The 21,553-nt window shown below is 46.5% G+C and carries 21 protein-coding genes, 2 pseudogenes and 1 riboswitch; of the genes and pseudogenes, 2 read left to right on the top strand and 21 right to left on the bottom strand.

Annotated elements, in window-relative coordinates; translation table 11 throughout:
- Window positions 1-18: 18 nt before the first annotated feature.
- From OIT45_RS09240 to OIT45_RS09195, 10 genes are all read right to left on the bottom strand, one after another.
- Window positions 19-1,215, bottom strand: coding sequence for an ABC transporter permease (locus tag OIT45_RS09240; protein ID WP_199403704.1), 1,197 nt, complete (start codon window positions 1,213-1,215; stop codon window positions 19-21).
- Window positions 1,215-1,889 carry an ABC transporter ATP-binding protein gene (locus OIT45_RS09235; RefSeq protein WP_199403705.1) on the bottom strand — a complete coding sequence of 225 codons (675 nt, stop codon included), beginning with the start codon at window positions 1,887-1,889 and terminating at the stop codon, window positions 1,215-1,217. The genes OIT45_RS09240 and OIT45_RS09235 overlap by 1 nt, the downstream gene beginning before the upstream one ends.
- Window positions 1,858-2,553, bottom strand: a complete 696-nt coding sequence (locus OIT45_RS09230; protein WP_264330129.1) for an efflux RND transporter periplasmic adaptor subunit — start codon at window positions 2,551-2,553, stop codon at window positions 1,858-1,860. Before OIT45_RS09230 ends, OIT45_RS09235 begins: the two co-directional genes overlap by 32 nt.
- 42 nt (window positions 2,554-2,595) lie before the next feature.
- Complete coding sequence (locus OIT45_RS09225; protein ID WP_199403707.1) at window positions 2,596-2,784, bottom strand: biotin/lipoyl-binding protein; 189 nt, start codon at window positions 2,782-2,784, stop codon at window positions 2,596-2,598.
- A gap of 201 nt (window positions 2,785-2,985) precedes the next feature.
- Window positions 2,986-3,714: a hypothetical protein gene (locus OIT45_RS09220; RefSeq protein WP_199403708.1), complete on the bottom strand. Its 729-nt coding sequence runs from the start codon at window positions 3,712-3,714 to the stop codon at window positions 2,986-2,988.
- On the bottom strand, window positions 3,711-4,292 hold the full coding sequence (locus OIT45_RS09215) for an ATP-binding cassette domain-containing protein (RefSeq protein ID WP_242458247.1): 582 nt from the start codon (window positions 4,290-4,292) through the stop codon (window positions 3,711-3,713). The genes OIT45_RS09220 and OIT45_RS09215 overlap by 4 nt, the downstream gene beginning before the upstream one ends.
- Complete coding sequence (locus tag OIT45_RS09210; RefSeq protein WP_242458248.1) at window positions 4,280-4,420, bottom strand: hypothetical protein; 141 nt, start codon at window positions 4,418-4,420, stop codon at window positions 4,280-4,282. The genes OIT45_RS09215 and OIT45_RS09210 overlap by 13 nt, the downstream gene beginning before the upstream one ends.
- A 6-nt stretch (window positions 4,421-4,426) precedes the next feature.
- A complete protein-coding gene (locus tag OIT45_RS09205) occupies window positions 4,427-4,792 on the bottom strand; it encodes a GntR family transcriptional regulator (RefSeq protein ID WP_199403709.1) in 366 nt (121 codons plus the stop codon).
- 71 nt (window positions 4,793-4,863) lie between these two features.
- Window positions 4,864-5,130 carry a hypothetical protein gene (locus OIT45_RS09200; protein ID WP_199403710.1) on the bottom strand — a complete coding sequence of 89 codons (267 nt, stop codon included), beginning with the start codon at window positions 5,128-5,130 and terminating at the stop codon, window positions 4,864-4,866.
- 149 nt (window positions 5,131-5,279) lie between these two features.
- On the bottom strand, window positions 5,280-6,467 hold the full coding sequence (locus OIT45_RS09195; protein ID WP_199403711.1) for an aminotransferase class I/II-fold pyridoxal phosphate-dependent enzyme: 1,188 nt from the start codon (window positions 6,465-6,467) through the stop codon (window positions 5,280-5,282).
- 127 nt (window positions 6,468-6,594) lie between these two features.
- Here OIT45_RS09195 and OIT45_RS09190 point away from each other — a divergent pair, with 127 nt between their 5' ends.
- On the top strand, window positions 6,595-7,323 hold the full coding sequence (locus OIT45_RS09190; RefSeq protein WP_199403712.1) for a M15 family metallopeptidase: 729 nt from the start codon (window positions 6,595-6,597) through the stop codon (window positions 7,321-7,323).
- A 42-nt stretch (window positions 7,324-7,365) separates the two neighbouring features.
- Here OIT45_RS09190 and OIT45_RS09185 read toward each other — a convergent pair whose 3' ends face one another.
- The 11 genes and pseudogenes from OIT45_RS09185 to alr all read right to left on the bottom strand — a co-directional run bounded on the left by OIT45_RS09185 (window position 7,366) and on the right by alr (window position 19,790).
- Complete coding sequence (locus OIT45_RS09185) at window positions 7,366-8,283, bottom strand: proline iminopeptidase-family hydrolase (protein WP_199403713.1); 918 nt, start codon at window positions 8,281-8,283, stop codon at window positions 7,366-7,368.
- Window positions 8,284-8,294: 11 nt separating this feature from the next.
- Window positions 8,295-9,917: a peptide ABC transporter substrate-binding protein gene (locus OIT45_RS09180; RefSeq protein WP_161690892.1), complete on the bottom strand. Its 1,623-nt coding sequence runs from the start codon at window positions 9,915-9,917 to the stop codon at window positions 8,295-8,297.
- 986 nt (window positions 9,918-10,903) lie between these two features.
- Window positions 10,904-11,281: a hypothetical protein gene (locus tag OIT45_RS09175; protein WP_199403714.1), complete on the bottom strand. Its 378-nt coding sequence runs from the start codon at window positions 11,279-11,281 to the stop codon at window positions 10,904-10,906.
- A gap of 121 nt (window positions 11,282-11,402) precedes the next feature.
- Window positions 11,403-12,497, bottom strand: a pseudogene (locus OIT45_RS09170) (aspartate-semialdehyde dehydrogenase).
- A 108-nt stretch (window positions 12,498-12,605) separates the two neighbouring features.
- On the bottom strand, window positions 12,606-13,787 hold the full coding sequence (locus tag OIT45_RS09165) for an aminotransferase class I/II-fold pyridoxal phosphate-dependent enzyme (RefSeq protein ID WP_199403715.1): 1,182 nt from the start codon (window positions 13,785-13,787) through the stop codon (window positions 12,606-12,608).
- Window positions 13,788-13,850: 63 nt separating this feature from the next.
- Window positions 13,851-14,589, bottom strand: a pseudogene (gene dapB / locus OIT45_RS09160) (4-hydroxy-tetrahydrodipicolinate reductase).
- Between the two features lie 2 nt (window positions 14,590-14,591).
- The gene (gene dapA / locus OIT45_RS09155) at window positions 14,592-15,470 is read right to left on the bottom strand and encodes a 4-hydroxy-tetrahydrodipicolinate synthase (RefSeq protein ID WP_199403716.1); all 879 of its coding nucleotides are present in this window, start codon (window positions 15,468-15,470) and stop codon (window positions 14,592-14,594) included.
- A 10-nt stretch (window positions 15,471-15,480) separates the two neighbouring features.
- Window positions 15,481-16,626: an N-acetyldiaminopimelate deacetylase gene (locus tag OIT45_RS09150; protein WP_199403717.1), complete on the bottom strand. Its 1,146-nt coding sequence runs from the start codon at window positions 16,624-16,626 to the stop codon at window positions 15,481-15,483.
- A 17-nt stretch (window positions 16,627-16,643) separates the two neighbouring features.
- The gene (dapD, locus tag OIT45_RS09145) at window positions 16,644-17,357 is read right to left on the bottom strand and encodes a 2,3,4,5-tetrahydropyridine-2,6-dicarboxylate N-acetyltransferase (RefSeq protein WP_199403718.1); all 714 of its coding nucleotides are present in this window, start codon (window positions 17,355-17,357) and stop codon (window positions 16,644-16,646) included.
- 18 nt (window positions 17,358-17,375) lie between these two features.
- A complete protein-coding gene (gene lysA, locus OIT45_RS09140; protein ID WP_199403719.1) occupies window positions 17,376-18,662 on the bottom strand; it encodes a diaminopimelate decarboxylase in 1,287 nt (428 codons plus the stop codon).
- Between the two features lie 12 nt (window positions 18,663-18,674).
- Window positions 18,675-19,790, bottom strand: coding sequence for an alanine racemase (alr, locus tag OIT45_RS09135; RefSeq protein WP_199403720.1), 1,116 nt, complete (start codon window positions 19,788-19,790; stop codon window positions 18,675-18,677).
- 106 nt (window positions 19,791-19,896) lie between these two features.
- Window positions 19,897-20,066: riboswitch (Lysine riboswitch) on the bottom strand.
- 108 nt (window positions 20,067-20,174) lie between these two features.
- Here alr and OIT45_RS09130 point away from each other — a divergent pair.
- Complete coding sequence (locus OIT45_RS09130) at window positions 20,175-21,530, top strand: aspartate kinase (RefSeq protein ID WP_199403721.1); 1,356 nt, start codon at window positions 20,175-20,177, stop codon at window positions 21,528-21,530.
- Window positions 21,531-21,553 lie beyond the last annotated feature (23 nt).

Below are 21,553 nucleotides of genomic sequence, written 5' to 3'. Positions count from 1 at the left end.
CCGACATTCTCAGTCTGCTTATCTCAAAATTTCAATCAAATTCTTACGTGATGCTTGGCGCGCTGGCAACCAACCAAAGATAATTCCAATGGCGGTTGTGACACCAAAGACCATCAAGACGTTGTTCATCGTGACAACAGCGGTAATGTTTGGATTGTTCATTACAACCGTAATCAACTTACCCAAACCAGCTCCCAGGGCCAACCCGATAACACCACCTGACAAGGTCAACATGACCGCTTCAATCAAGAATTGCAGCAAAACGTGGCGTTCCGTGGCACCGACAGCCAAACGAATACCAATTTCTTGCGTACGCTCTGAAACTGAAATGTACATCATGTTCATGACACCAATACCGGCGATGAACAATGAAATACCAGCCACCGCTGACACAAACAAGGCAATCACAGACACATATTTTTGCAATGATGCCATGGTTGCGCCTTCATCTTCGAATTGATACTTACCAGAAGATGCCTGGCTACCATTCTTTTGCAAGTAGTCTGTCACCTTCTGGGCCACCTTACCTGGCTTATTCTTAGTGGCAATCGTCAGTTGCACCATTGGATAAGAAGCTGTTTGTGTGCCTAAGAAGGTATTGTACGGCAACCAGACTTCTGCTGGCATTTCCATTTGTGAATCCGCCCCCATCTTCACGACACCAACAACCGTATAGCTCAAACCACCCAGTTCGATGGATTGATTAACCGCCGCTTGTGCTGAGCCATAATACTTTTTCGCAAAATCGGATGCAAGCGTGACGTTACGTTGCGCCAGTGCATTATCTGACTTGTTTAATTTACGACCAGCAACCAACTCGACATCACCACTGCCCTTTACAACTTTGGCATTCAAGTTAGTTGCCTTTTGTTCACCAATGTAAGCATCAAAGGTCGTTGACTCGTTTTCAAGACGCTTCAACTTGATGTTCGCAATCTTGTCAGCATAAGGACTGTTCTTGATGGTATTCACATCAGATTGGTCCAACCCGTTTGAATAGTAATCATCTTGCGTGTAGTAAATGGTTTCCTTAATCATCCCCGACTTATCAGCTGAAACAAACTTGGCCATTTGCTTGTTCACTCCATTACCAATCGACAAAATCGTGATAACGGATGCGATACCAATAATAATACCTAACATCGTCAAAATTGAACGGCGCTTGTTAGAGATGAGTGACTGCCATGACGACTTAATAATTCCCCAAAGATCCATCACATACCCCCTACAATTTGACCGTCAGCCAAGCGAATCGTCCGTTGGGCCTGTTCGGCAACATGCGCATCGTGCGTCACCATCAAGATAGTGGTCCCTTCATGATTCAATGCAATAAACAAATCCAAAATTTCTTGGGCAGTGTGACTGTCCAACCCACCGGTTGGCTCGTCAGCTAGCAAGAACTTAGGCTTGGCCACGAGTGCACGGGCAATTGCCACACGCTGTTGTTGTCCTCCAGACAATTCAGACGGCTTCTTCTCGCCTTTATCACCAATACCCAATCGATCGAGCGTTTGTTGCACAGCAACCTTAATATCTGAACGACGACGGCCAGCGTAAACCAACGGCAATGCAACATTGTCAAAGACAGACATTTGTTGAATCAACTTAAAATTTTGGAAAACCCAACCAATATTGCGGTTGCGGAAGGCTGCGAAATCACGACGACTTAATGCCGTTGTGTCATCATTCGCAAAGACATACTCACCTTCAAATTCACGGTCTAGCATCCCCACGATATTGATAAAAGTTGATTTACCAGAACCTGAGGGACCCATGACCGCCACAAATTCACCATCTGAAATTTCAAGTGAGATGTCACGTAAGACGTGCAACTTCGATTCACCATTTTGGTAGGTCTTATTGATATTCGATAACTGAATTAGCACCATCAATTGCCTCCCCGTCCTTAGCTAAATCATAGTCGGTTACAACACGATCATTTTCAGCTAAGTTGGCCGTGACAATCACATTGTTATTACCAACGTGACTATCAACGACAGTCTTCACCGCCTTACCATTGACCACACGGTAAACAACTGTTTGACCATTAATCGTCTTCACGGCTGACTTAGGCACAACAATCCCTGGTTGGGCTAGTGACACCGTGACCGGTTGACCATAGCGGAAGGTATCATCAAGGCTAACCGTGAATTCATACTTTGCCAGCTTACGGTTACTATCCTTTGTTGGCACAGCACTCACTTCTAGCACACGTTGAGCTGTCTTCTTATCATGATCAGATACACCATTTACCGTCACTTTGGCATCTGGCTTCACCTTGTCGTAATCACCGTCGCTAACCGTTGTCACAACATGTTTCGTTTGTGAAAGTACTTGTAACTTTGGTGCGTCAGGATTTGTTTGGTCCAAATCAACGACACCATCAAACTTCGCAGTAACTGTCTTGGCAACCTTGCCTTGGATGTTAGTCACCTTTGCTTGCGCAGCTTGCAAATCATTTTGAGCGTCCGATAAAGCCATCTTGGCTTGCGTCACAGCATCTTGATTTAATGCTTCTTGTTGAATACCAACCTGCGCTTGTAGCTTAGTCACTTCGGCCTGGGCCTCGCTAACATCAGAATTTGCGTCCTCAGCTTACAATGTCATCAACGCATCACCGGCCTTAACAGTTTGTCCGTTTTTCACCAAGATTTGCACCGGCTTCATGCTGCCTAGTGCAACCTCTTGAATCTGCATTGGTTGCACCACACCAGACTCCTTCAAAGATGGTTGTTCCTGCACCTTGGTTGTCGCAATCACATGTTTTTCAGATGATCCACCCATTTGACTGACATTACGCCACCAACAACTAGTACTCCCACAGCACTCCCAATGACAATCTTTGTTCGCTTCTTCATTCTTCTCCCCTAACCAATTGTGTCAATTACATTTCTAAAATATTACTTATTTATCCTACATGAAAACCACTTACGATTTAATAATTCAGTGAAGTTTCTTAAACTTTTCTTGTTGCCTGTCTGTTTTTTAGTACGCGTCATTGTAATGGGCGTAGAGCCAGTAGATACCGTACACAAATAACCCAGCCGTTACGACATCAAGAGCGTGCATCATAAAATCACCTAGGCCAATGAAATCTAGCAAATACGTCTCACCTAACGAGATTGCAATAAAGACTGTCAAAAAGGCAATCATAAACACCAGCACCTTGGCGTGCTTTAGTTTTGGCATTAGGTGCGCAATACCTAGGTTAACGGCTAATCCAATCAAGTTAACAAACAGAAAGACCAAAATAATGGCACTCGATGACTCCCACAAGTTACCTAGTTGCCAGTCCATGTGTAGTGGATTTTCTGTTTTCCCCACCGATAACCAACTTCTAATCGCCAAATCAATGCCTTTATAAATTAATGAAGTGACCGCCAAATTGACGAGAATCGCAAGCAATCGCACCACCAAATTTGTCAGTACAAACCGCCACTTGGTTGTTGGCAAAAGCACCAACTTTGCATTCTGCCACGATTCAACTGACTTGGCATAGGCTAGAATGACGTAAAGCACCATGCCGAAAATTACTGGTATCCCAATGGCAATAGACAGCGAACGATATAGTTGAGTACCACCCGCGTGCCAACTATCCTTAAACGCAATTGCCAAAGCAAAAACTAATACAGCAGCCACGGTCATCAAAAATGTTTGAAAGCCAACATAACTATCCTTAGCAACTAATTTAATGAGTTTACTCATCTTCATCATAATTCAACGCCCTCCCGATTTTCTGTGACCACTTGGACGAAGTATTGTTCCAGACTCATTTGTTCAGTCGTGCGAATATCATCAATCCCGCGATTCACAATAATACGACCGTCTTGAATAACAATGGCACGATCAGTCACTGATTCAATTTCATTAATTTCATGCGTTGACATCAGTACAATGGCTTCTTCTGGAATCCAACGTAGCAAACTTTGCAGCACGCGACGTCTAGTCATCACATCAACACCTCCGAACGGCTCATCCAGCAGAATGACCGACGCCTCACGTGAAACTGTCAACGCGAAAATGACACGTTCTAGTTGTCCCTTTGACAACTTACCAATTTTAGCCTGACTATCAATCTTAAGTTCCTTGCGCAACGCTTCCCAACGTGCCGTATCAAAATCCGCATAAGCATCTTGATAAAAGGCCGCCACCGAACTAACCGTTTCACTCTTAGTTGCCCAATTCAAATTAGGAATAAACGATACCAATGCCTTCAACACATCACCTAATTGATTATCAATGCTAATTTTAGCGTCTCGATTCGGCTGAATCAGACCAGCTAATGCACGCATAAACGTTGTTTTACCAGCACCATTTTCACCAAAACGCCGACAATTTCACCGTCTTCGACTTGCAACGTCATCTCTTTTAAAATTTGACGTCGGCCGGTTCGGTAACTTAAATTATCTACTTCCAACATCCCTACTTACCCCTTCTTATATTGCGAAACCACTTGCATCAAAATATCCTGTAACTCAGCAATTGAAACAAATGCCAAACTATTTTTAACAAACGTTTCGGTCATTGCGGTGATTTTGTCGCATCGGATACGCTGTATTTTTTCTTGATCAGTTGTCACAAAATTTCCCAATCCGCGTCGTGTTTCCACTAGACCCGATTCTACAAGTCGCGTAATGGCGTTTTGAACCGTTCGACCATTAATAACGAGATCAGCTGCTAATTCACGCACGCTAGGAACTTTGCTTCCCATCTCGTACTTACCATCGAGAATTTCACTTTCCAAATAATCCGCGACCTGAATATATAAGGGTTCATTATCATTAAACTCCATTATCAGCCCTCCTGTTACAGTGTAGTATAACAGTGCAACACCTAAGATACAAGAAAATCGCAAACGATTTGTTAGTGGTTACCAGTTCGACGAGATTTCGAAACCAAACCCCTCAGCAACAAAAGTCCTGCCAAAACAATGACAACAACCGTCCCCATAACCTTATTTTGCGCGTCATTATTCGACCAAATCATGCCATTCCCGATGACTAGCGTTACCATTGGCAAAATAAAAATTGGCCAACGACCCTTCACCATTGGTAGCAAGATTGATTGTAATCCAACCAAGATAATTGATAACACCGTTGTATGCGATAAAACCTCTTTTATAACAGTCATATAAACTCCTAACAATAAACTCTAATACATAATCAATATATCTTTTTATCAAATGTTATTTATAATCATTTTTTCAAGCGAGTTAAAAATACAAAAACAACCCCAACCAAGGCATAACCTTAGCTGGGGTTCGATTTTATTTATGAAAATTAATTTTGACCACGACGCTCTGCAAAGTAAGCCTTCATGCGCTTCATTGCTTCAGCCAAATCTTCGTCTGATGCCGCATATGAAATACGGACGAATTCAGGTGTATATTCTGAGAATGCATCCCCAGGAATAATGGCAACCTTAGCCTTTTCTGCCAAATCAACGGCGAAATCAAAACCACTATTACCCATGTCTTCAGGAATCTTAGCAAAGATGTAGAAGGCCCCTTCTGGGTTAACCATTTCGAAGCCAAGTTCCTCAAGTTGCGGACGCAACCAGTCACGACGGCGCTTGTAAATGTCACGCATCTCATCAGCGACTTCAGCAGCAGTTGTCACAGCAACCAATGCTCCATCTTGCAAAACCTTTGGCAATGAGAACGTCAACGCACCGTGCACCTTTTGGGCGTAGTCGATGAAGCTCTTCTCACCAAGGATAAAGCCGATACGGTATCCCGTCATGGCGTGTGACTTCGACAATCCCGTAATCAAAATCGTTTGATCAGGAATCAACTTTGCCAAAGAAACGTGTTGTTGATCATATGTTAATTGTGAGTAGATTTCGTCTGAAATGACCCATAGGCGGTGCTTCTTGAACACTTCGGCCAAGGCAATCAATTCATCTTCTGAATACGTCACGCCCGTTGGGTTTGATGGGTAGTTAAACAAGATAGCCTTCACTGGCACCTTGGCATTCGCCATCGCTTCATCAACTTGTTCAGGCGTCAACTTGAACTTCGTTGGACGTGTGTTGATTGAAATCTTTGTACCGTGGGCCAAGTCCAATGATGCAAAGTATGGTGGGTATGCCGGTTCTGGCACGATTACACCTTCGTTGTCATTCAACAATGTCAAGAAGACAACGTTAATTGCTTCAGACACACCAATCGTCACAATCATGTTGTCTTCGCCATCGTAGTTCAAGTCGTACTTCTTGTTGAAGTATTCAACCGCTGCATTACGCAACTCACGCTCACCTTGTGACTCAGCATAGTGAGAATTATCGTCTCGAACTGATTCGATAATACGTTCCTTGATTGCATCATCAACATTAAAACCAGGCTCTCCAAACGTCAAACGAACCAAGTCTGGAATATCACGCACTGCTTTTTGAAAGTCCAACAACCCATCTGGCGCCAAATTAGTTACAATTGGGTTAAGGGGTTGGATGAAATCTTTTTTAATCATATTAATTTTTCTCACATTCTTCCCAAGTAGTAATTATTATAACAATAATCACTTACTTTTCTATCTGAATTTTTGTGAAGAAAATATGAATGTCAAATAATATCACTCACAGAGGGGGGCTGAGCTGATGCTTGAATTTACTGGAAATCCAATTGAACCGCAACGTGACACGTGGGACTGGGGCGAAATCCGGGCCATACCGCTTGACTTGTCGGATGAAAAACTAGTTTCGGTGAGCTATTTGCCTGAAAAAATGGTCGTTAGCCCACAATACTTTATCCAACAACTACCGGGTGCGAAGGCTGATATTTTTGTGCGTGAAACGATTCAACAAAAATTGAACGATGCCGCGGATATGTTGCCCTACGGCTACAAGCTGGTTATCTTTGATGCTTGGCGTGATATCGATACGCAGCAAGCCCTATTCGATCGCATGCAAAGTTTTGTGCAACGTGACCATCCCGAGTTCAATGCCGACCAAACACTGGCTGCGACATTGCGAATTGTGGCCTTGCCATCATCGAACGCGAACCGCCCTTCACCACACAATACCGGTGGTTCAGTGGACGTTTCGATTGTTGACGAACGTGGTCGCCTTTTGGAAATGGGCAGTCCATTTGATGACATTAGCGCACGCGCTAAGACAACTTATTATGAATTTGAACCGGACTCTGAAACGGTCGTGAAAATTCGTGAAAATCGCCGTTTGCTTTACCACGTGATGACGAATGCTGGTTTCACCAACTATCTCGAAGAATGGTGGCATTACGACTACGGTAATCAAAACTGGGCCTTCATGAGTGGCCACGACACTGCGTTTTACGGCGCCACGAAACCTGATTTTCCTTGGATATAGCAAAAGCGACCTCACATTTTTGGTGCGAGGTCGCTTTTTTCATTATTCTGGGACAAATTCGTCCGCTTCAACGTCTTGAATGAAATGTTTTAAGTTATAAAAGAAAATCTCTGGGTCATCCACCATGTGAACGTGCCCGGCGTTTGGCGTCACACGCAAACGAGCATTCGGCATTTTGTCCCGCATCGCACGAGCCACGTCTAATGGCATTGACTCATGCCCACCGAAAGTCAACAATGTCGGCGTCTCAATCTCATGCAAGCGATCCGCGACTGACCAGTGCGCCAACTTGCCAGTAATCACAAATTCATTGTCACCTTGGAAATGGTTGTACACCGCTGTCCCCATCGTACTAATTTGATGGTGCGGTGCATTCGGGTGACGTGTGATGTATTCACGGTCCAAATGCTCTGCATACTTCTGATACGTTGGGGTATCCCATTCGCCACGTTCTTCCACTTCGCGCATGAACGCGACGACATCGGCATCAAATTCTTTCTCGCGGATTGCATTGATGTTCGTGACATAATCGTCAATGTTATCAATCATTGAGATGATGATGAGTCCCTTCAGCACACCCGGATGACGGAGCGCATATTCTTGGGCCAATAAACCACCCCACGAGTGCCCAGCAAGATAGAATTCACCATCTTCATAACCCAACTTTTGGCGAACTTCTTCCACTTCGTTTAGGTAGTAATCGTAATTCAAATACTTCTCAACGTTGGCCGGATCATCAAAATCCGGTTGATCTGAATACCAAGCCCCAAGTTGATCATATTGCGTCACTTCAACCCCAATTGGATTCAAGAACTCTGGAAAACGTTCATACGGCTCGTGACCAGCGCCCGGACCACCATGCAACGTCAATAACTTGATTGGCTTGCCCGTTCCGTCAGTGCGTGACCACAAATGGTAGCCATTATCCAAACTCAAAATATGGGTTCCGTCTTTTGTCATACTGTTTTCTCCTAGTTCTTAACTGCGTTCTTCCAATCAAATGTGCCACCAACCGGGTTTACGAAGACGCCCTTCACCTTTGGATTCATCAAAGCGGTCATCTTTGAGTATGTCAATGGCGCTACAGCACCTTGCTTTTGCGCATACTCTTCAGCGGCTGCCAAGTCCTTAAAGCGTGCCTTCTCGTCGTTTGCATCGGTCGTCGTTGCCTTCTCATAGAGCGCATCGTACTTCTTGTCTGACCAACCAGTTAGGTTCCAAGATGCCCCCGTTACCAATGTTTGCAACATATCAACCGGATCAGTGTAATCCGCGTTCCATGTTGCCAATGACAAGTCAAACTTGCCGGCCTTTTGCAGTGAACTCGTTTGCTTAGCTGGCACTGACTTCACTGACACCGTCAAGCCCTTCAAGTTCGTTTCCAATTGTGATTGCAAGTATTGGCCAGTTTGCTTAGCTGCATCGGTATCGTTTGTTAACAACGTCAACTTCACTTGCTTTTGACCAACCTGCTTCAACCCTTGTTGCCACAACTTGGCAGCTTGTGCCTTGTCATAACTGACGTACTTCGTGTGCGCACCAACTGTGAAGTCCTTGCCCGTGTTTGGATCCTTTGCCAACCCCTTGGCGGTAAAGGTCTTAGCTGGTTCAGCCGCACCAGTCAACACATTCTTCGCTAGCTTCTCACGGTTAACCGCAAATGATAGTGCCTGACGAACCTTCACGTTTTGCAACGCCTTATTCTTTTGGTTCATCGTCATGTAGGTTGTTGCAGCGGTATCAACCACCGTGTATCCGGCCTTGTTCTTTGAGTTACGGGCTTGCGTGGCATTCAACAATGCAAAGTCCGTCTTGCCTGAGTTATATAGGTTGAAACTCGTCGTTGCATCGGCTGTTGTCGTCACATTAACCGCTGGCGTCTTAACATTGGCTGCGTCCCAGTAATTTGGGTTCTTTTCATACGTATATGATGAACTTGAACCATCCCACTTCTTTAAGACGTATGGACCACTTGAAAGAGAATCAACAGCGGTTGTGCCAAACTTTTGACCCGTTTGCTCCACGAAACTTTGCTTTTCAGGGAAGAAGTACATCATCGCCAACTCAGCCTTAAACTGTGGCAATGGACGTTCCAAAGTCACTTGCAACGTTGTATCATCGAGGGCCTTAGCACCCAATTCATTTAAATCCGTGACCTTCCCAGCTTGGATGGCATCAGCGTTCTTCACCCCACTGAAGAACATCGCTCCGATAGCCGCCGTCTTAGGATCATTCGTACGTTGCCAACTGTAGACGAAATCTTGGGCTGTTAACTTTGAACCGTCTGACCACTTCAAGTTGTCACGCAACTTAAACGTCCAAGTCAAACCATCTTGTGACACATCGGCTGACTGAGCAGCGGCCAATTCCGGTTGACCACTCTTACCAACACGGTACAAACCTTCACCAGTTGCCATAACGGCATCTTGCGATGGGATATCCGCAACATTTGAAGGGTCGGTCGTCTTTAGATCACCAGTAAGCGTCCAATTGATGGCCTTGCCTTCACTTGCTGAAACAACCGGCACCCCAGTCCCTGCGACCATAACCAATGTTGCTGACATCAAAACTGAATTCTTAACAAACTTATTCATAACCATATCTCCTAATATTCCTGTATGACCTACGAGTAAAAGTTTGAGCTCAAAAAATTTATATAAAAAAACGGCTAGTATTCTGCGCAAAATACTAGCCGTTACTCGTTTACAAAGTAATTAAATTTGGCTAGCCATGATAATCTTCCTTGGGAAGCAGTCATGGCTAGCGTTAGCATCTCAAAAAGCCAACCATCACTGCGAAATAATAATAATAATCGCAATGATAATTGGGGCAACCAACGTCATAACATTCAACTTTTCTACTGACACGTACTTCATGACGTTGTCCTCCTCTTTTCTTGATGTTCTTAAGTATACGAGGTTAATTATAAAAGTCAACACTTTTCTCTAATTTAATTTTAATCAAATGTTTTGATGTTGGGTTGTAGGTTGGTTAGTGGTGTGTGTCCGACCTCCGGTCGGAGTGCTTGGCCCCTTCTTTTGGCACGCTAACACGTACTGACCATGACCTGCAGGGAGCGCGAACCACAGCAAGCTGCGTTTCCCTTTAACTCCCGTGGCTCTAAGCGGGAAACCCGCTAAGAACCCACACCTGCGGGTCAAGGTCTGCACGTGTCTATACGCGTGGCGGGGCCAAACACAGCAACCAAGAAATACTCTATTTGTTTGATTTTCATCCACTTCGAAACTATTGGGTGAACTGTTCACTCATTTCTTTTACGGTAGATGATTATCTCAGACAGACTAGAACATCTTGGCTGCTGGCATGAGGGCTGGGGACTATCGGAGCGTTCAAAGTGGGGCAACATGCCGCATGGCCAGCGCTATTCAGATAAGCCCACACAGGACTAAAAAGGATTAGGGGGAGTTATTTGTCCCGCTGAATGGCGTCTGCGCCATTCGGTTGCCCCAGTTTGAACTTTGCCGGAGATAGTCCCCAGCCCCCATGCCTCGACGCAACGCGTCGACACTCACCACAAACAAAAAACACCCAGAATAAATCTGAGTGCTTCTTGTGTTGATTATTCAACTGTTGTGCTGATTTCGTTGATCCACTCAGTCATAACTGGGTAGTCATTGCCTTCACCTTCTGCAATACGGGCTGGCAATACTGAACCTAGATAGTGCTTTGCCAATAATTGTGACAACACCAAACCACCAATCACATCAAGAATGTACGTGTCATTCAATGTGCGGAACGTCAAAACGTTGTCCGTGTTGCGCGCAATGTGGAAACGATCAATGGCAAAATTGATTGTCTTGGCAACATCCCCAATTCCACTAACCGTTGAGCTAGCGGTATCGAAGGCGTTTAGTTCGGCTTGCAACACATCTTGCCAGTTAGCCAATGGCACTTGGCGTGGTTGCTCGCGTTGAATATCTGCTAGTGATAATGACATGTTCAGTTCCACCTAAATTTAATAATTACTACTCATTATAGCCTAGGCACTAACATTTCGTCATTAATATCCCTTATCACGGTAGCTGTTGGTCTAAAACCTCCAACATTCTCAGTCTGCTTTATGCGAACTTTTCGGCCGACCCTTCTGGCACGCGTACCAAATTCAAAGCAACCAATCGTTCCGCGATTTGCACTGCGTTCCAAGCCGCCCCCTTCAACAAGTTGTCCGAAACAACCCACATGTGGTAGCTACCATCATTTTCAAGGTCTGGACGCACGCGACCAACAAAGGTATCGCGCTTACCCTCAGCATTGATTGGTTGTGGGTAAATTTGGTTGGCTGGATCATCTTCCAACACCACCCCTGGCGCTTCTGACAAGGCTTGTTGAATCTTTGGTGTTGAAGCGCCGTCTGCGTCAGCAACTTCAAAGTAAACCGTCTCACCGTGACCAACTGGAACTGGCACACGCACTGCCGTTGCCGTCACCTTGATGTCCTTGGCGTTCTTGTCGCCCAACATAATCTTCTTCGTTTCGTGAATCATCTTGTACTCTTCGTGCGTGTATCCTTCATCTTCAAACACGTCGATTTGTGGCAACAAGTTGAAAGCCAATGGATAGTGCTTCTTGTCACCCTTTACTGGCAAGATTTCAGCGGTTTCTGGTTCACCGTTCAAGTGTTGTTGCGCTTGATCGAGCAACTCTTACCAAGCTGATTGACCAGCACCGGAAGCAGCTTGATACGTTGAGACAATGACTTGCTTCAAACCAAATTGTTGGCGAATTGGTTCAAGGGCCACTACCATTTGAATCGTTGAGCAATTTGGGTTAGCGATAATGCCGTTGTGTTCGTACAATGCTTGTTCATTCACTTCAGGAACAACCAACGGTACATTGTCGTTCATGCGCCAAAATGACGTATTGTCGACGGCAACGGCCCCACGCTTTACTGCTTCTGGCAACAAGCGAGCTGATACGGAACCACCAGCTGAGGCCAGTACCAAGTCCACCCCTTCAAATGACTCCGGTTGCGCCTCTTCAATCGTGATTGTTTCACCACGAAACTCGCGTGTTTGACCGGCTGAACGGGCTGATGCCAATAGCTTTAGTGACGCTACTGGAATTGATGACTGGGCCAATTGTTCAATTAAGCGCGACCCCACTGCGCCGGTAGCTCCCAAGATAGCAACTGTATATGATCGTTCTTCACTCATGTGTTTACTCCTCAAATTTTAATAAAACCCCGAATTTTGGGTACATTAAAAGCACAAGCCGAAATTGACCGGTTGTGCTTCCAAAAATTAAATTGTTCTCATTTTATGTTAGCCCTTCAAAGCAACGTATTGCTTCAAACGGTTAACGGCTTCCGTTAGGTCTTCAGTTGAGGCTGCGTATGACAAACGTACGTAGCCTTCGCCACCGGCACCAAAAATTGAACCTGGTGCGATACCTAGCTTCACCGTTTCTGCCAAATCAATGACAAATTCCATGTCGTTCGTGTTCAACGTCGCTGGAATCTTGGCAAAGATATAGAAGGCACCACCTGGTTGTGCGGCCGTAAAGCCAGCTTCCGCCAAGCCAGCCATGACCAAATCACGGCGTTGCTTATACGTATCACGCATATCAATGGCGTCTTGACGACCATTACGCAACGCCTCTTCAGCAGCTGCCATCATTGGACCAGGTGCCGTCGTGACCAAGAATTGGTGCATCTTGCCGACGTGAGCCATCAACGTAGCTGGACCAGCCACATACCCAATACGGTAGCCTGTCATAGCGTGAGACTTTGACAATCCGCTAATCAAAATCGTTTGATCTGGTAGCAATGATGCCATTGAAACGTGCTCACCATCGTAAACCAACTCAGCGTAAATCTCATCTGAGAAGACCAACATGTTGTGAGCCTTTAGAATTGCGGCGATTGCCTCAATTTGATCAGCTGAGTACGTCACGCCAGTTGGGTTTGATGGGTAGTTGAACAAGATAGCCGTGGCATCTGGGTTTTCAGCCAGCGTTGCTTCCAACTTTTCTGGCGTCAACACAAAATCAGGTGCCGTGTTAATGCCCACAACATCAAGACCGATAATGTCAGCAATCGCTTCATACATTGGGAATGTTGGCGTTGGGATAATAATCTTCTCCCCCGCGTTCAACAAGCCATTCATCGTTGCAAACAATGCTTCTGAGGCACCAACCGTCACGACAACTTCACCATTTGGGTTGTAGCGTGGTGCATCAAAACGCTCCACCAAGTAATCAGAAATTGCTTCACGCAAGCTCAAGTGACCATGTGGTGCGGCGTAGTGTGAATCATCAGCATCAATAGCGGCCTTCGTAGCCGCCTTAATGTGCTCAGGCACCGCAAAATCAGGCTCACCTAGCGTCAACTTGATGATGCCATCAATGGCTGAAAACTTTTGATCAATCACACGGATTGGTGATGGCAAAATCTTGGCAAGCTCCTTGTTATAACGGTTTGCAAGGGCTGGATTTACTTCTGGCATTTCAGTCTCCTTTGGCTCTCCGGCCATTCTTTTTTCTTAAGCCTCGCTGGACTTGGGCAACAATTACAATAGGTGTTCTAGACCGACTACCAGCCCATCGATTTGATGAACCTGACGAATAGCTAACGCAACGCCCCCCATAAATGATGTGCGTGTAAATGATGTGCTTCAAACGTAGCGTTTCACCTGGCGCACCAAAGATGACTTCTTCTTCGGCAACGTAGCCTGGCAAACGAACGGCGTGCACGGGCACATTATCAATGACTTCACCACGGGCCGCATCATGTTGGCGTTGTGCCACTGGTTAAGCTTCACGGGCTGCCGCAATTTTTGCAGCCGTCGCTTTGGCCGTGCCAGATGGTGCATCCAACTTATGCGGATTGTGAATTTCGATAATTTCAGCATCCGACATATACTTGGCTGCCTGCTCAGCAAATTGCATCAGCAAAACAGCCGACAATGAGAAGTTTGGCACAATAATCGCATGACGATTATACTTCTGTGCCAGGTGTCCCAATTGCGTCACGTCTTCAGCGGACAACCCACTGGTACCAACAACCAAATCATAACCATGAGACAACGCATAAGTCGCATTATCAAAGGCTGATTCAGGTTGCGTCACATCCACCCAAACATCGGCTGGCGTGTCGATCTCGTCCAGTTCAGTATACACGGAAATGGGACTTTCATGAAGCGTTGCTGAAAGAATTCCCACTAATTCTAAATCTGGTTGTTCAGCAATGAGCGACTGGATTTCCAGCCCCATTTTACCAAAGCCACCGGCTAATAAAACCGTTGTCATGTTTAATCGTCCTTTTCATTGAGTGTCGCTTGCACATCCGCCAATTCAGCGTCCGTTAATGGCAAAATTGGCAAACGTGTCGTGTTTTCGATTTCGCCACGTTGTGCCAATACTGCTTTGACTGGCGCTGGGGATGGGTAGCGGAAGAACGCGTTCATTCGTGGCGTTAACCAATGTTGCAAGCGTCCTGCTGTTTCGATATTACCGTCCGCAACCGCCACAAACAAGTCCGCCATTTCGCGACTATATACGTGAGCAGCCACTGAAATCGTTCCCGTTGCGCCGACCGCCTTGGCCGCCAACGTTTGGGCATCCTCCCCAGTGTAAACTGCAAAATCAGCTGGTGTGTGACCAACCAAGAATGCCAAATCATCAATCGTAGTTACTTGCTTAACCGCATTAATCATTGGATGTTGGGCCAACGTTACGACAGAGTCATTCGTTAGTCCCACCGCTGAGCGCCCCGGAATGTTATACAGCATTACCGGCACGCTTGATGCGTCAGCAATCGCCGTAAAGTGGGCAATCATCCCCGCCTGACTTGGCTTATTGTAATAAGGCGTCACCGCCAACAAGCCATCGACACAAGGAATGGCACTCACTTCCTTAGCCAACACCACAGAATGTGCCGTGTTGTTGTCACCAACATTAGCAACAACTACACCGCGGTCGCCGATGTGCGCTGCGAAATGCGTATACAACGCAATTTTTTCGTCATGCGTTACCGTTGGTGATTCACCAGTCGTGCCCCCAATGACAAATCCTTGGGTTCCATCATGCATCAACCGATCTGCTAGTCGGTCTAATGCCACATAATCAATTTGGTCATTCGCCGTAAATGGCGTAATAATTGCGGTAATTAATTCAATATTTTCGTACATCACTCTTCCCCTATTGCGCCATGCGCCATGTTAAGTAACCCGTTATTGCATCCACGCCCGGCTGAATTGCCGCTTCATTTGGTGATAACCCCGCTTCATGTAAACTATGCGATACATCATCGACACCAAGCCAGAACATCGTCCCTGGAATTTGGTGTAACAAATAACCAAAATCTTCTCCGGTCATAGCTGGGGCAATGTCCGTGTAATCAACGTCAGGTGCGTTGGCCATATAATCAATGAATAATTGTGTTGTGGTCGGATCATTTTCAACCGGTAGATAGCCACCTTGGATTAAGGACAAATCCGCAGTCACACCATACGTCGTTTCGATGCCGGCAACGATGTCGCGCACGCGTTGTTGCATCATTTCAATGTCTGTTTGGCGGAACGCTCTAATTGTGCCATCCAAGTGCGCCGTTTCAGCAATCACGTTACCAATCGTCCCGGCATGGAACGTCCCTATCGTCACGACGCCACCGCGAACTGGATCAACATTACGTGACACAATTGTCTGAATCGCCGATACAAACGCTGCCCCTGCCACAATCGCGTCGGTCGCTTGATGTGGAAATGCGGCGTGCCCGCCACGACCAGTAAACGTGACGTGAATTTCCGTTGTCCCAGCAAACAGCGTGCCCATGTGACTCGCAATTTGACCAGCTGGTAGGCCGGGATGATCATGCAAGCCGTAGAATTCATCAGGGCGCCAGTCTCCCGTAAAGGCACCTGTTTCATAGACTCGTCGTCCACCATAATCTGACTCTTCAGCCGGTTGGAAGAAGAAAAGTAAATTATCTTTCGGTTGATGCGTGGCAAAGTATGCCAGCACACCAAGCCCAACCGTCATATGCATATCGTGTCCGCAGGCATGCATCACACCGTCATTTGTCGAAGCGAACGGCAATCCGGTTGCTTCAGTAATTGGCAAGGCGTCGATATCGGCGCGATACCCAATGGTGCGAGTCGGATTCGTACCAGCTAAGCGCACCAACAAAGCCGTTGGTACCTCAGGTATCTCACGAATCGTCATGAAATCCGTTTTGAATGTTTCGATAACGGTTTTCAAATACGCATGCGTTGGCGTTTCGTGTAAGGCTAGTTCGGGGATTTGATGCAAATCACGTCGAATTTTGATTAAATCTAGTGTCGCCATATGCTTCCCCTGTTTCATTAATCCAAATTACGCAACGCATCAACGATCGCTGTCTTCGCACTCGTTTGGGCGTCAATTTCCTTGATGACGCGCGCTGGCACCCCAGCTACCACTGTGTTCGCAGGGACGTCCTTCGTGACAATCGCACCAGCCGCAACCACCGCGTTGTCACCTACTTGAACCCCTTCAATCACAACCGCATTCGCACCAATCAACACGTTATCGCCAATACGCACCGGTTGTGCTGAAGCTGGTTCAACCACCCCAGCCAGTACGGCACCTGCACCAACGTGACTGTGCGCCCCAACAATGGCACGGCCGCCGAGTACAGCACCCATATCAATCATCGTACCAGGTCCAATCTCAGCGCCGATGTTAATAATGGCTCCCATCATAATGACGGCGTTCGCGCCAATTTCGACTTGATCACGAATAACGGCACCCGGTTCAATACGGGCTGGCACACCATCGTAATTAAGCAACGGCACACCAGAGTTGCGAGCCAACAATTCCACGTGTTGGTTAGTGATTTGGCCGGCATGTTCCACCAATACTGGCGCAATTTCGTTATAGTCACCAATAACAGTTCCCGTGCGCGTTTCAATAAATGCTTGGACCGTTTCTGGCCAAACGATATCGGCCAAGTCGCCCGCTAACGTCACCCGCGCTGGTGTTTGCTTGGGTGCAGTTGCAATGAAATTAATGATTGATTGTGCGTCTAATTCTGCCATGCTATGACCTCTTTCTTCCTATAAGTAGTGGCGATCTAGTCGCACGATATCTTGGTAGCTTTCACGTTCAACAACCACCTTTGCTTCACCGTTTTCAACAAAGACAACAGCGGCACGTGGGTTGCGGTTATAGTTGGATGCCATCGAGTAACCATATGCCCCGGTTGCCAGAACGGCGAGGACATCCCCAGCCTTCGTCTTTGGCAACGCCTGCTCCCAAACCAGCACATCCCCTGATTCACAGTACTTACCAGCAACACGAACGACTTCTTCAGTTGGTGCATCTGGTTGGTTAACCAACACCGCTTCGTACTTGGCTTGGTACAAAGCAGGACGAATATTATCACCCATTCCACCATCAACAGACAGGTATGAACGAATGCCTGGCACATCTTTACGTGAGCCAATCGTGTACAAACTCACACCTGCTGGACCAACAATTGAACGACCTGGTTCAATCCAAACGGCTGGCATTGGCATCCCATATTCAGTCGTCTTTTCAGCAATCGTATCGATAATTGCTGCTACGAAATCAGATGCTGGAATCGGTTCGTCATCTTCGGTATAGCGAATGCCGAAACCACCACCGGTGTTAATAACCTGCGGATTGAAGCCCCATTCATGGACCAGATCAACCAACTTTGTGGCTGCCATTTGGAAACCAGTCACATCGAAGATTTGTGACCCGATGTGTGCGTGAACACCCAACACATTGAAGTGCGGATCAGCTAATGCTTCTTGCAATGCTGCTTGCGCTTGGCCACTATTCACATCAAAGCCAAACTTACTATCCGTTTGACCCGTTGAAATGTAATCGTGCGTGTGCGCCTCAACACCTGGCGTAATACGCAATAGGATGTTTTGCACACGGTCACGTTCAGCCAACAAATCATGAAGCAAATGCAGTTCAAAGAAGTTATCAACAATAATCGTGCCCAGGTTGTTTTCGATTGCCATCACAAGTTCTTCTTCAGACTTGTTATTACCATTAAAAGAAACATCGCTCATTGGAAAGTTCGCTTCGAGCGCCGTGTAAATCTCACCACCCGACACAACATCAATGTGCATCCCTTCTTGGGCAGCGACCTCATACATTGCAACTGTTGCGAAAGCCTTTGATGCGTATGAGACGGCGTAATCGACCTGGCGCTCTGTAAAGACGCGCTTGAAGTCACGCATCTGTTGGCGCATTGCTGACACATCGTAGGCATACAAAGGTGTGCCAAATCGTTCTGCTAATTCGTTTGCTTCTACACCGCCAACCGTCAAATGGCCGGCAGCATTCGTTTCATATGGTGTTGTCATCTTTTTCCCCTACTAATCTGTAATTTGACGATAAATGCGTTCTTGTAAGCCAGTTGAAATTTCCCAAGGTGCCAATCCCACATAATCAGCGACATCTTCAAGGCGGTTTTCAACATCACCTTGGCGACCGATAATCGTAACGGTCGTCCCAATTGGTAATTCACCAGGCAATGAAATCATCATCTGATCCATGGCTAGCTTCCCAACAATTGGACGATGCTCGCCATTCACAATCACTTCAAATCCTTGCATCTTACGTGGTAGACCGTCACCGTAACCAACCGGCACTGTGCCAATCCACTCGCCTTCTTCGGTGTAGTACGTGTGACCGTAGCTCACACCTTCGCCCTTGTGGCAACGCTTGACGAAGACCAACTCCGTTTCAAGTGTCATCACCGGCTCCAAATAATCATCATCACGAAGTTCACCAAGCGATGGTTCAACGCCGTACACCACCGTACCAGCCCGAATGACATCCGTGGGCATTTCGTCAGCGTGATACATGGCGGCTCCTGAGTTAGCGAGATGAACCAAAGGTGGCATTGGCAGGCCATCCGTCAACTCATGCCAGCAGTGCAATTGTTGATGGAAGTAATCTTCCTCTGTCGAATCTGCTTCAGAGAAATGCGTCATGATGCTTTGATAATCAAAAATGTCATCATGGGCCTTCAAATAGGTAATTGCCGTTTCCAACGTCGCCCGTTCACGGAAGCCGATGCGCCCCATACCGGTATCTACCGCCAAATTTACTTGCAGGCGTGGACCATCCGGACTCAAGTATTCGGCTGCCGTTTCTAACCAAGCAAGCGAACCGACCGTTGCCATCACTTGGTTATCGGCCAACAACTTCGCATATTGTGGCAACGTAATCCCCAACACCAAGATTGGTGCGGTGATACCTGCTTGGCGTAATGCCAATCCTTCATCCAAAACTGCGACAGCCAATCCATCAACGCCACCCGCTAAGGCCGCTTGACTCATGGGTACCAACCCAAAACCATAAGCATTGGCCTTCACTGCCAAAAAAACGAAACTTGCGTGGGCACTTTCACGAACCTGTTGAACATTGTGCGTGACTGCTGCTTGCGAAATATTAAGACGTGTCGGACGTGTGACTGCTACTACCATGATGCCTTCCTCTTTTTTCTTTAGTGTCCGTCGGGCAAACAAAAACGATCAACCGACGGCACTATCGCACTGTCAGTTGATCGCTCGAAAAAGCATTCAAATAGACTGTTACGATAGCTCTCCGCTGATTTCCAGCGACAGTCCAACAGCTCTTAACTGTTGTCCCAACAAATTAGTTGCGCTAATTCATTTCGGCGACCGCCCCTTTCACTTAACGTCCTTGCCGGTGCCGGCTCGGTTAAGTTACTCTTGTTGGTCGCAACCTCTATCAATAATTAAGATACGATTAGAATACTCCTTAGGATTAGGAGTGTTAAGGGTTGACTTTTGAGAACTTTTCTTTTTAAATTATCGTCAATTAGCCATTATTTGAAGGAGTTCATCATGAAAGTTGTAAAATTTGGCGGGTCCTCCCTTGCGAACGGACCCCAACTTGAAAAAGTTTTAAATATTATGCTGGCCGATACAGACCGTAAAATCCTTGTTGTATCAGCGCCAGGTAAGCGTTTCAAAGAAGACATTAAAGTCACTGATTTATTAAAGACCTACGCGCAACTGACAATTGTTGGCGAAGACACGACCGATATTCAAACGCAGATTTTACAACGTTACCGTGACATCGTTACTTATTTTGAATTAGAAGAAAATGAGATTCTATCATCCTTATCTGATCAACTTGCGCAATTGAGTCGCATTCACTACCCGTCATTTGATTACTTATATGCAGCTTTCATGGGGCATGGTGAATATTTGAATGCACAATTGGTCGCATATGTTCTCCGCGAGCTCGGTCATCCGGCGCAATTTGTGTCACCGCATGACCTTGGCTTAACCGTCTCAGGCTCACCTATGGCGGCACGTGTGAACGAAGATAGCTATGACCGCATCGCTGCGTTCACACTCCCTAGTGAAGGCTTGATTGTTGTCCCTGGTTTCCTTGCCTATACCACTGATGGTTTAATGGCGACATTCAGTCGCGGTGGTTCTGATATTACTGGTGCCATTTTGGCCCGTGGATTCCACGCAGATATGTACGAAAACTTCACTGATGTTTCAGCTATCTATGCCGTTGATCCACACATCATCAAAGCACCCGCTGCGATTGAAACCATGACCTACCGCGAGATGCGAGAACTCGCCTACGCCGGTTTCGCCGTTTTCCACGATGAAGCGATTATTCCAGTTATCGAGGCGGATATACCAATTAACGTGAAGAACACGAACGAGCCAGATGCACCTGGCACGATGATTGTGCCGGTAGATCAAGTTTCTAATCCAGCGAAAGTCACTGGCATTGCCAGCGACGACCGTTTCGCTGCTTTGTACCTTCACCGCTACTTGCTTAACAAGGAAGTTGGTTTCACGCTTCGAATTCTGCAAATCTTGGCACGCCACGGTGTAAGTTATGAGCACATGCCATCAGGTATCGATGACATGACGATTATCTTTGATAAGACCCAGCTCACCCAACCAATTCAGGATGCCATTTGCGCTGAAATTCAAGCCGAAATCGCACCGGACCATCTAGAATGGATTGATGATTTTGCGATTATCATGGTGGTTGGCGAAGGTATGCAAAACCGTGTTGGAGCTTTCTCGGAAATCGCAACACCCTTGTCTGAAGCCGGCATTACGTTGCCGATGATCAACCAGGGTGCCTCACAAATTTCATTGATGCTTGGTGTGAAAGCCAGCCAAGTCAACGACGCCGTCCGCGTTATCTACGACGCCGTCTTCTAAATAACAACAAAAAGCCGAGAACC

Source organism: Weissella sp. LMG 11983 (genome assembly GCF_025908495.1).
GTDB classification, from domain to species: Bacteria; Bacillota; Bacilli; order Lactobacillales; family Lactobacillaceae; genus Weissella; species Weissella fermenti.
Note: the sequence above shows the minus strand (reverse complement) of the source record. Positions and strands in the feature narration are given on the sequence as shown.

Excerpts from the sequence above, each read along its gene's own strand:
- OIT45_RS09235 (WP_199403705.1), bottom strand. The coding sequence starts at position 1,889 with ATGGTGCTAATTCAGTTATCGAATATCAATAAGACCTACCAAAATGGT.
- dapD (WP_199403718.1), bottom strand. The coding sequence starts at position 17,357 with ATGGCAGAATTAGACGCACAATCAATCATTAATTTCATTGCAACTGCA.
- dapA (WP_199403716.1), bottom strand. The coding sequence starts at position 15,470 with ATGTACGAAAATATTGAATTAATTACCGCAATTATTACGCCATTTACG.
- lysA (WP_199403719.1), bottom strand. The coding sequence starts at position 18,662 with ATGACAACACCATATGAAACGAATGCTGCCGGCCATTTGACGGTTGGC.
- OIT45_RS09220 (WP_199403708.1), bottom strand. The coding sequence starts at position 3,714 with ATGATGAAGATGAGTAAACTCATTAAATTAGTTGCTAAGGATAGTTAT.
- OIT45_RS09190 (WP_199403712.1), top strand. The coding sequence starts at position 6,595 with ATGCTTGAATTTACTGGAAATCCAATTGAACCGCAACGTGACACGTGG.
- OIT45_RS09215 (WP_242458247.1), bottom strand. The coding sequence starts at position 4,292 with ATGCGTGCATTAGCTGGTCTGATTCAGCCGAATCGAGACGCTAAAATT.
- OIT45_RS09130 (WP_199403721.1), top strand. The coding sequence starts at position 20,175 with ATGAAAGTTGTAAAATTTGGCGGGTCCTCCCTTGCGAACGGACCCCAA.
- OIT45_RS09195 (WP_199403711.1), bottom strand. The coding sequence starts at position 6,467 with ATGATTAAAAAAGATTTCATCCAACCCCTTAACCCAATTGTAACTAAT.
- OIT45_RS09165 (WP_199403715.1), bottom strand. The coding sequence starts at position 13,787 with ATGCCAGAAGTAAATCCAGCCCTTGCAAACCGTTATAACAAGGAGCTT.
- OIT45_RS09200 (WP_199403710.1), bottom strand. The coding sequence starts at position 5,130 with ATGACTGTTATAAAAGAGGTTTTATCGCATACAACGGTGTTATCAATT.
- OIT45_RS09185 (WP_199403713.1), bottom strand. The coding sequence starts at position 8,283 with ATGACAAAAGACGGAACCCATATTTTGAGTTTGGATAATGGCTACCAT.
- OIT45_RS09180 (WP_161690892.1), bottom strand. The coding sequence starts at position 9,917 with ATGAATAAGTTTGTTAAGAATTCAGTTTTGATGTCAGCAACATTGGTT.
- OIT45_RS09225 (WP_199403707.1), bottom strand. The coding sequence starts at position 2,784 with ATGGGTGGATCATCTGAAAAACATGTGATTGCGACAACCAAGGTGCAG.
- OIT45_RS09210 (WP_242458248.1), bottom strand. The coding sequence starts at position 4,420 with ATGTTGGAAGTAGATAATTTAAGTTACCGAACCGGCCGACGTCAAATT.
- OIT45_RS09240 (WP_199403704.1), bottom strand. The coding sequence starts at position 1,215 with ATGGATCTTTGGGGAATTATTAAGTCGTCATGGCAGTCACTCATCTCT.
- OIT45_RS09175 (WP_199403714.1), bottom strand. The coding sequence starts at position 11,281 with ATGTCATTATCACTAGCAGATATTCAACGCGAGCAACCACGCCAAGTG.
- alr (WP_199403720.1), bottom strand. The coding sequence starts at position 19,790 with ATGGTAGTAGCAGTCACACGTCCGACACGTCTTAATATTTCGCAAGCA.
- OIT45_RS09205 (WP_199403709.1), bottom strand. The coding sequence starts at position 4,792 with ATGGAGTTTAATGATAATGAACCCTTATATATTCAGGTCGCGGATTAT.
- OIT45_RS09150 (WP_199403717.1), bottom strand. The coding sequence starts at position 16,626 with ATGGCGACACTAGATTTAATCAAAATTCGACGTGATTTGCATCAAATC.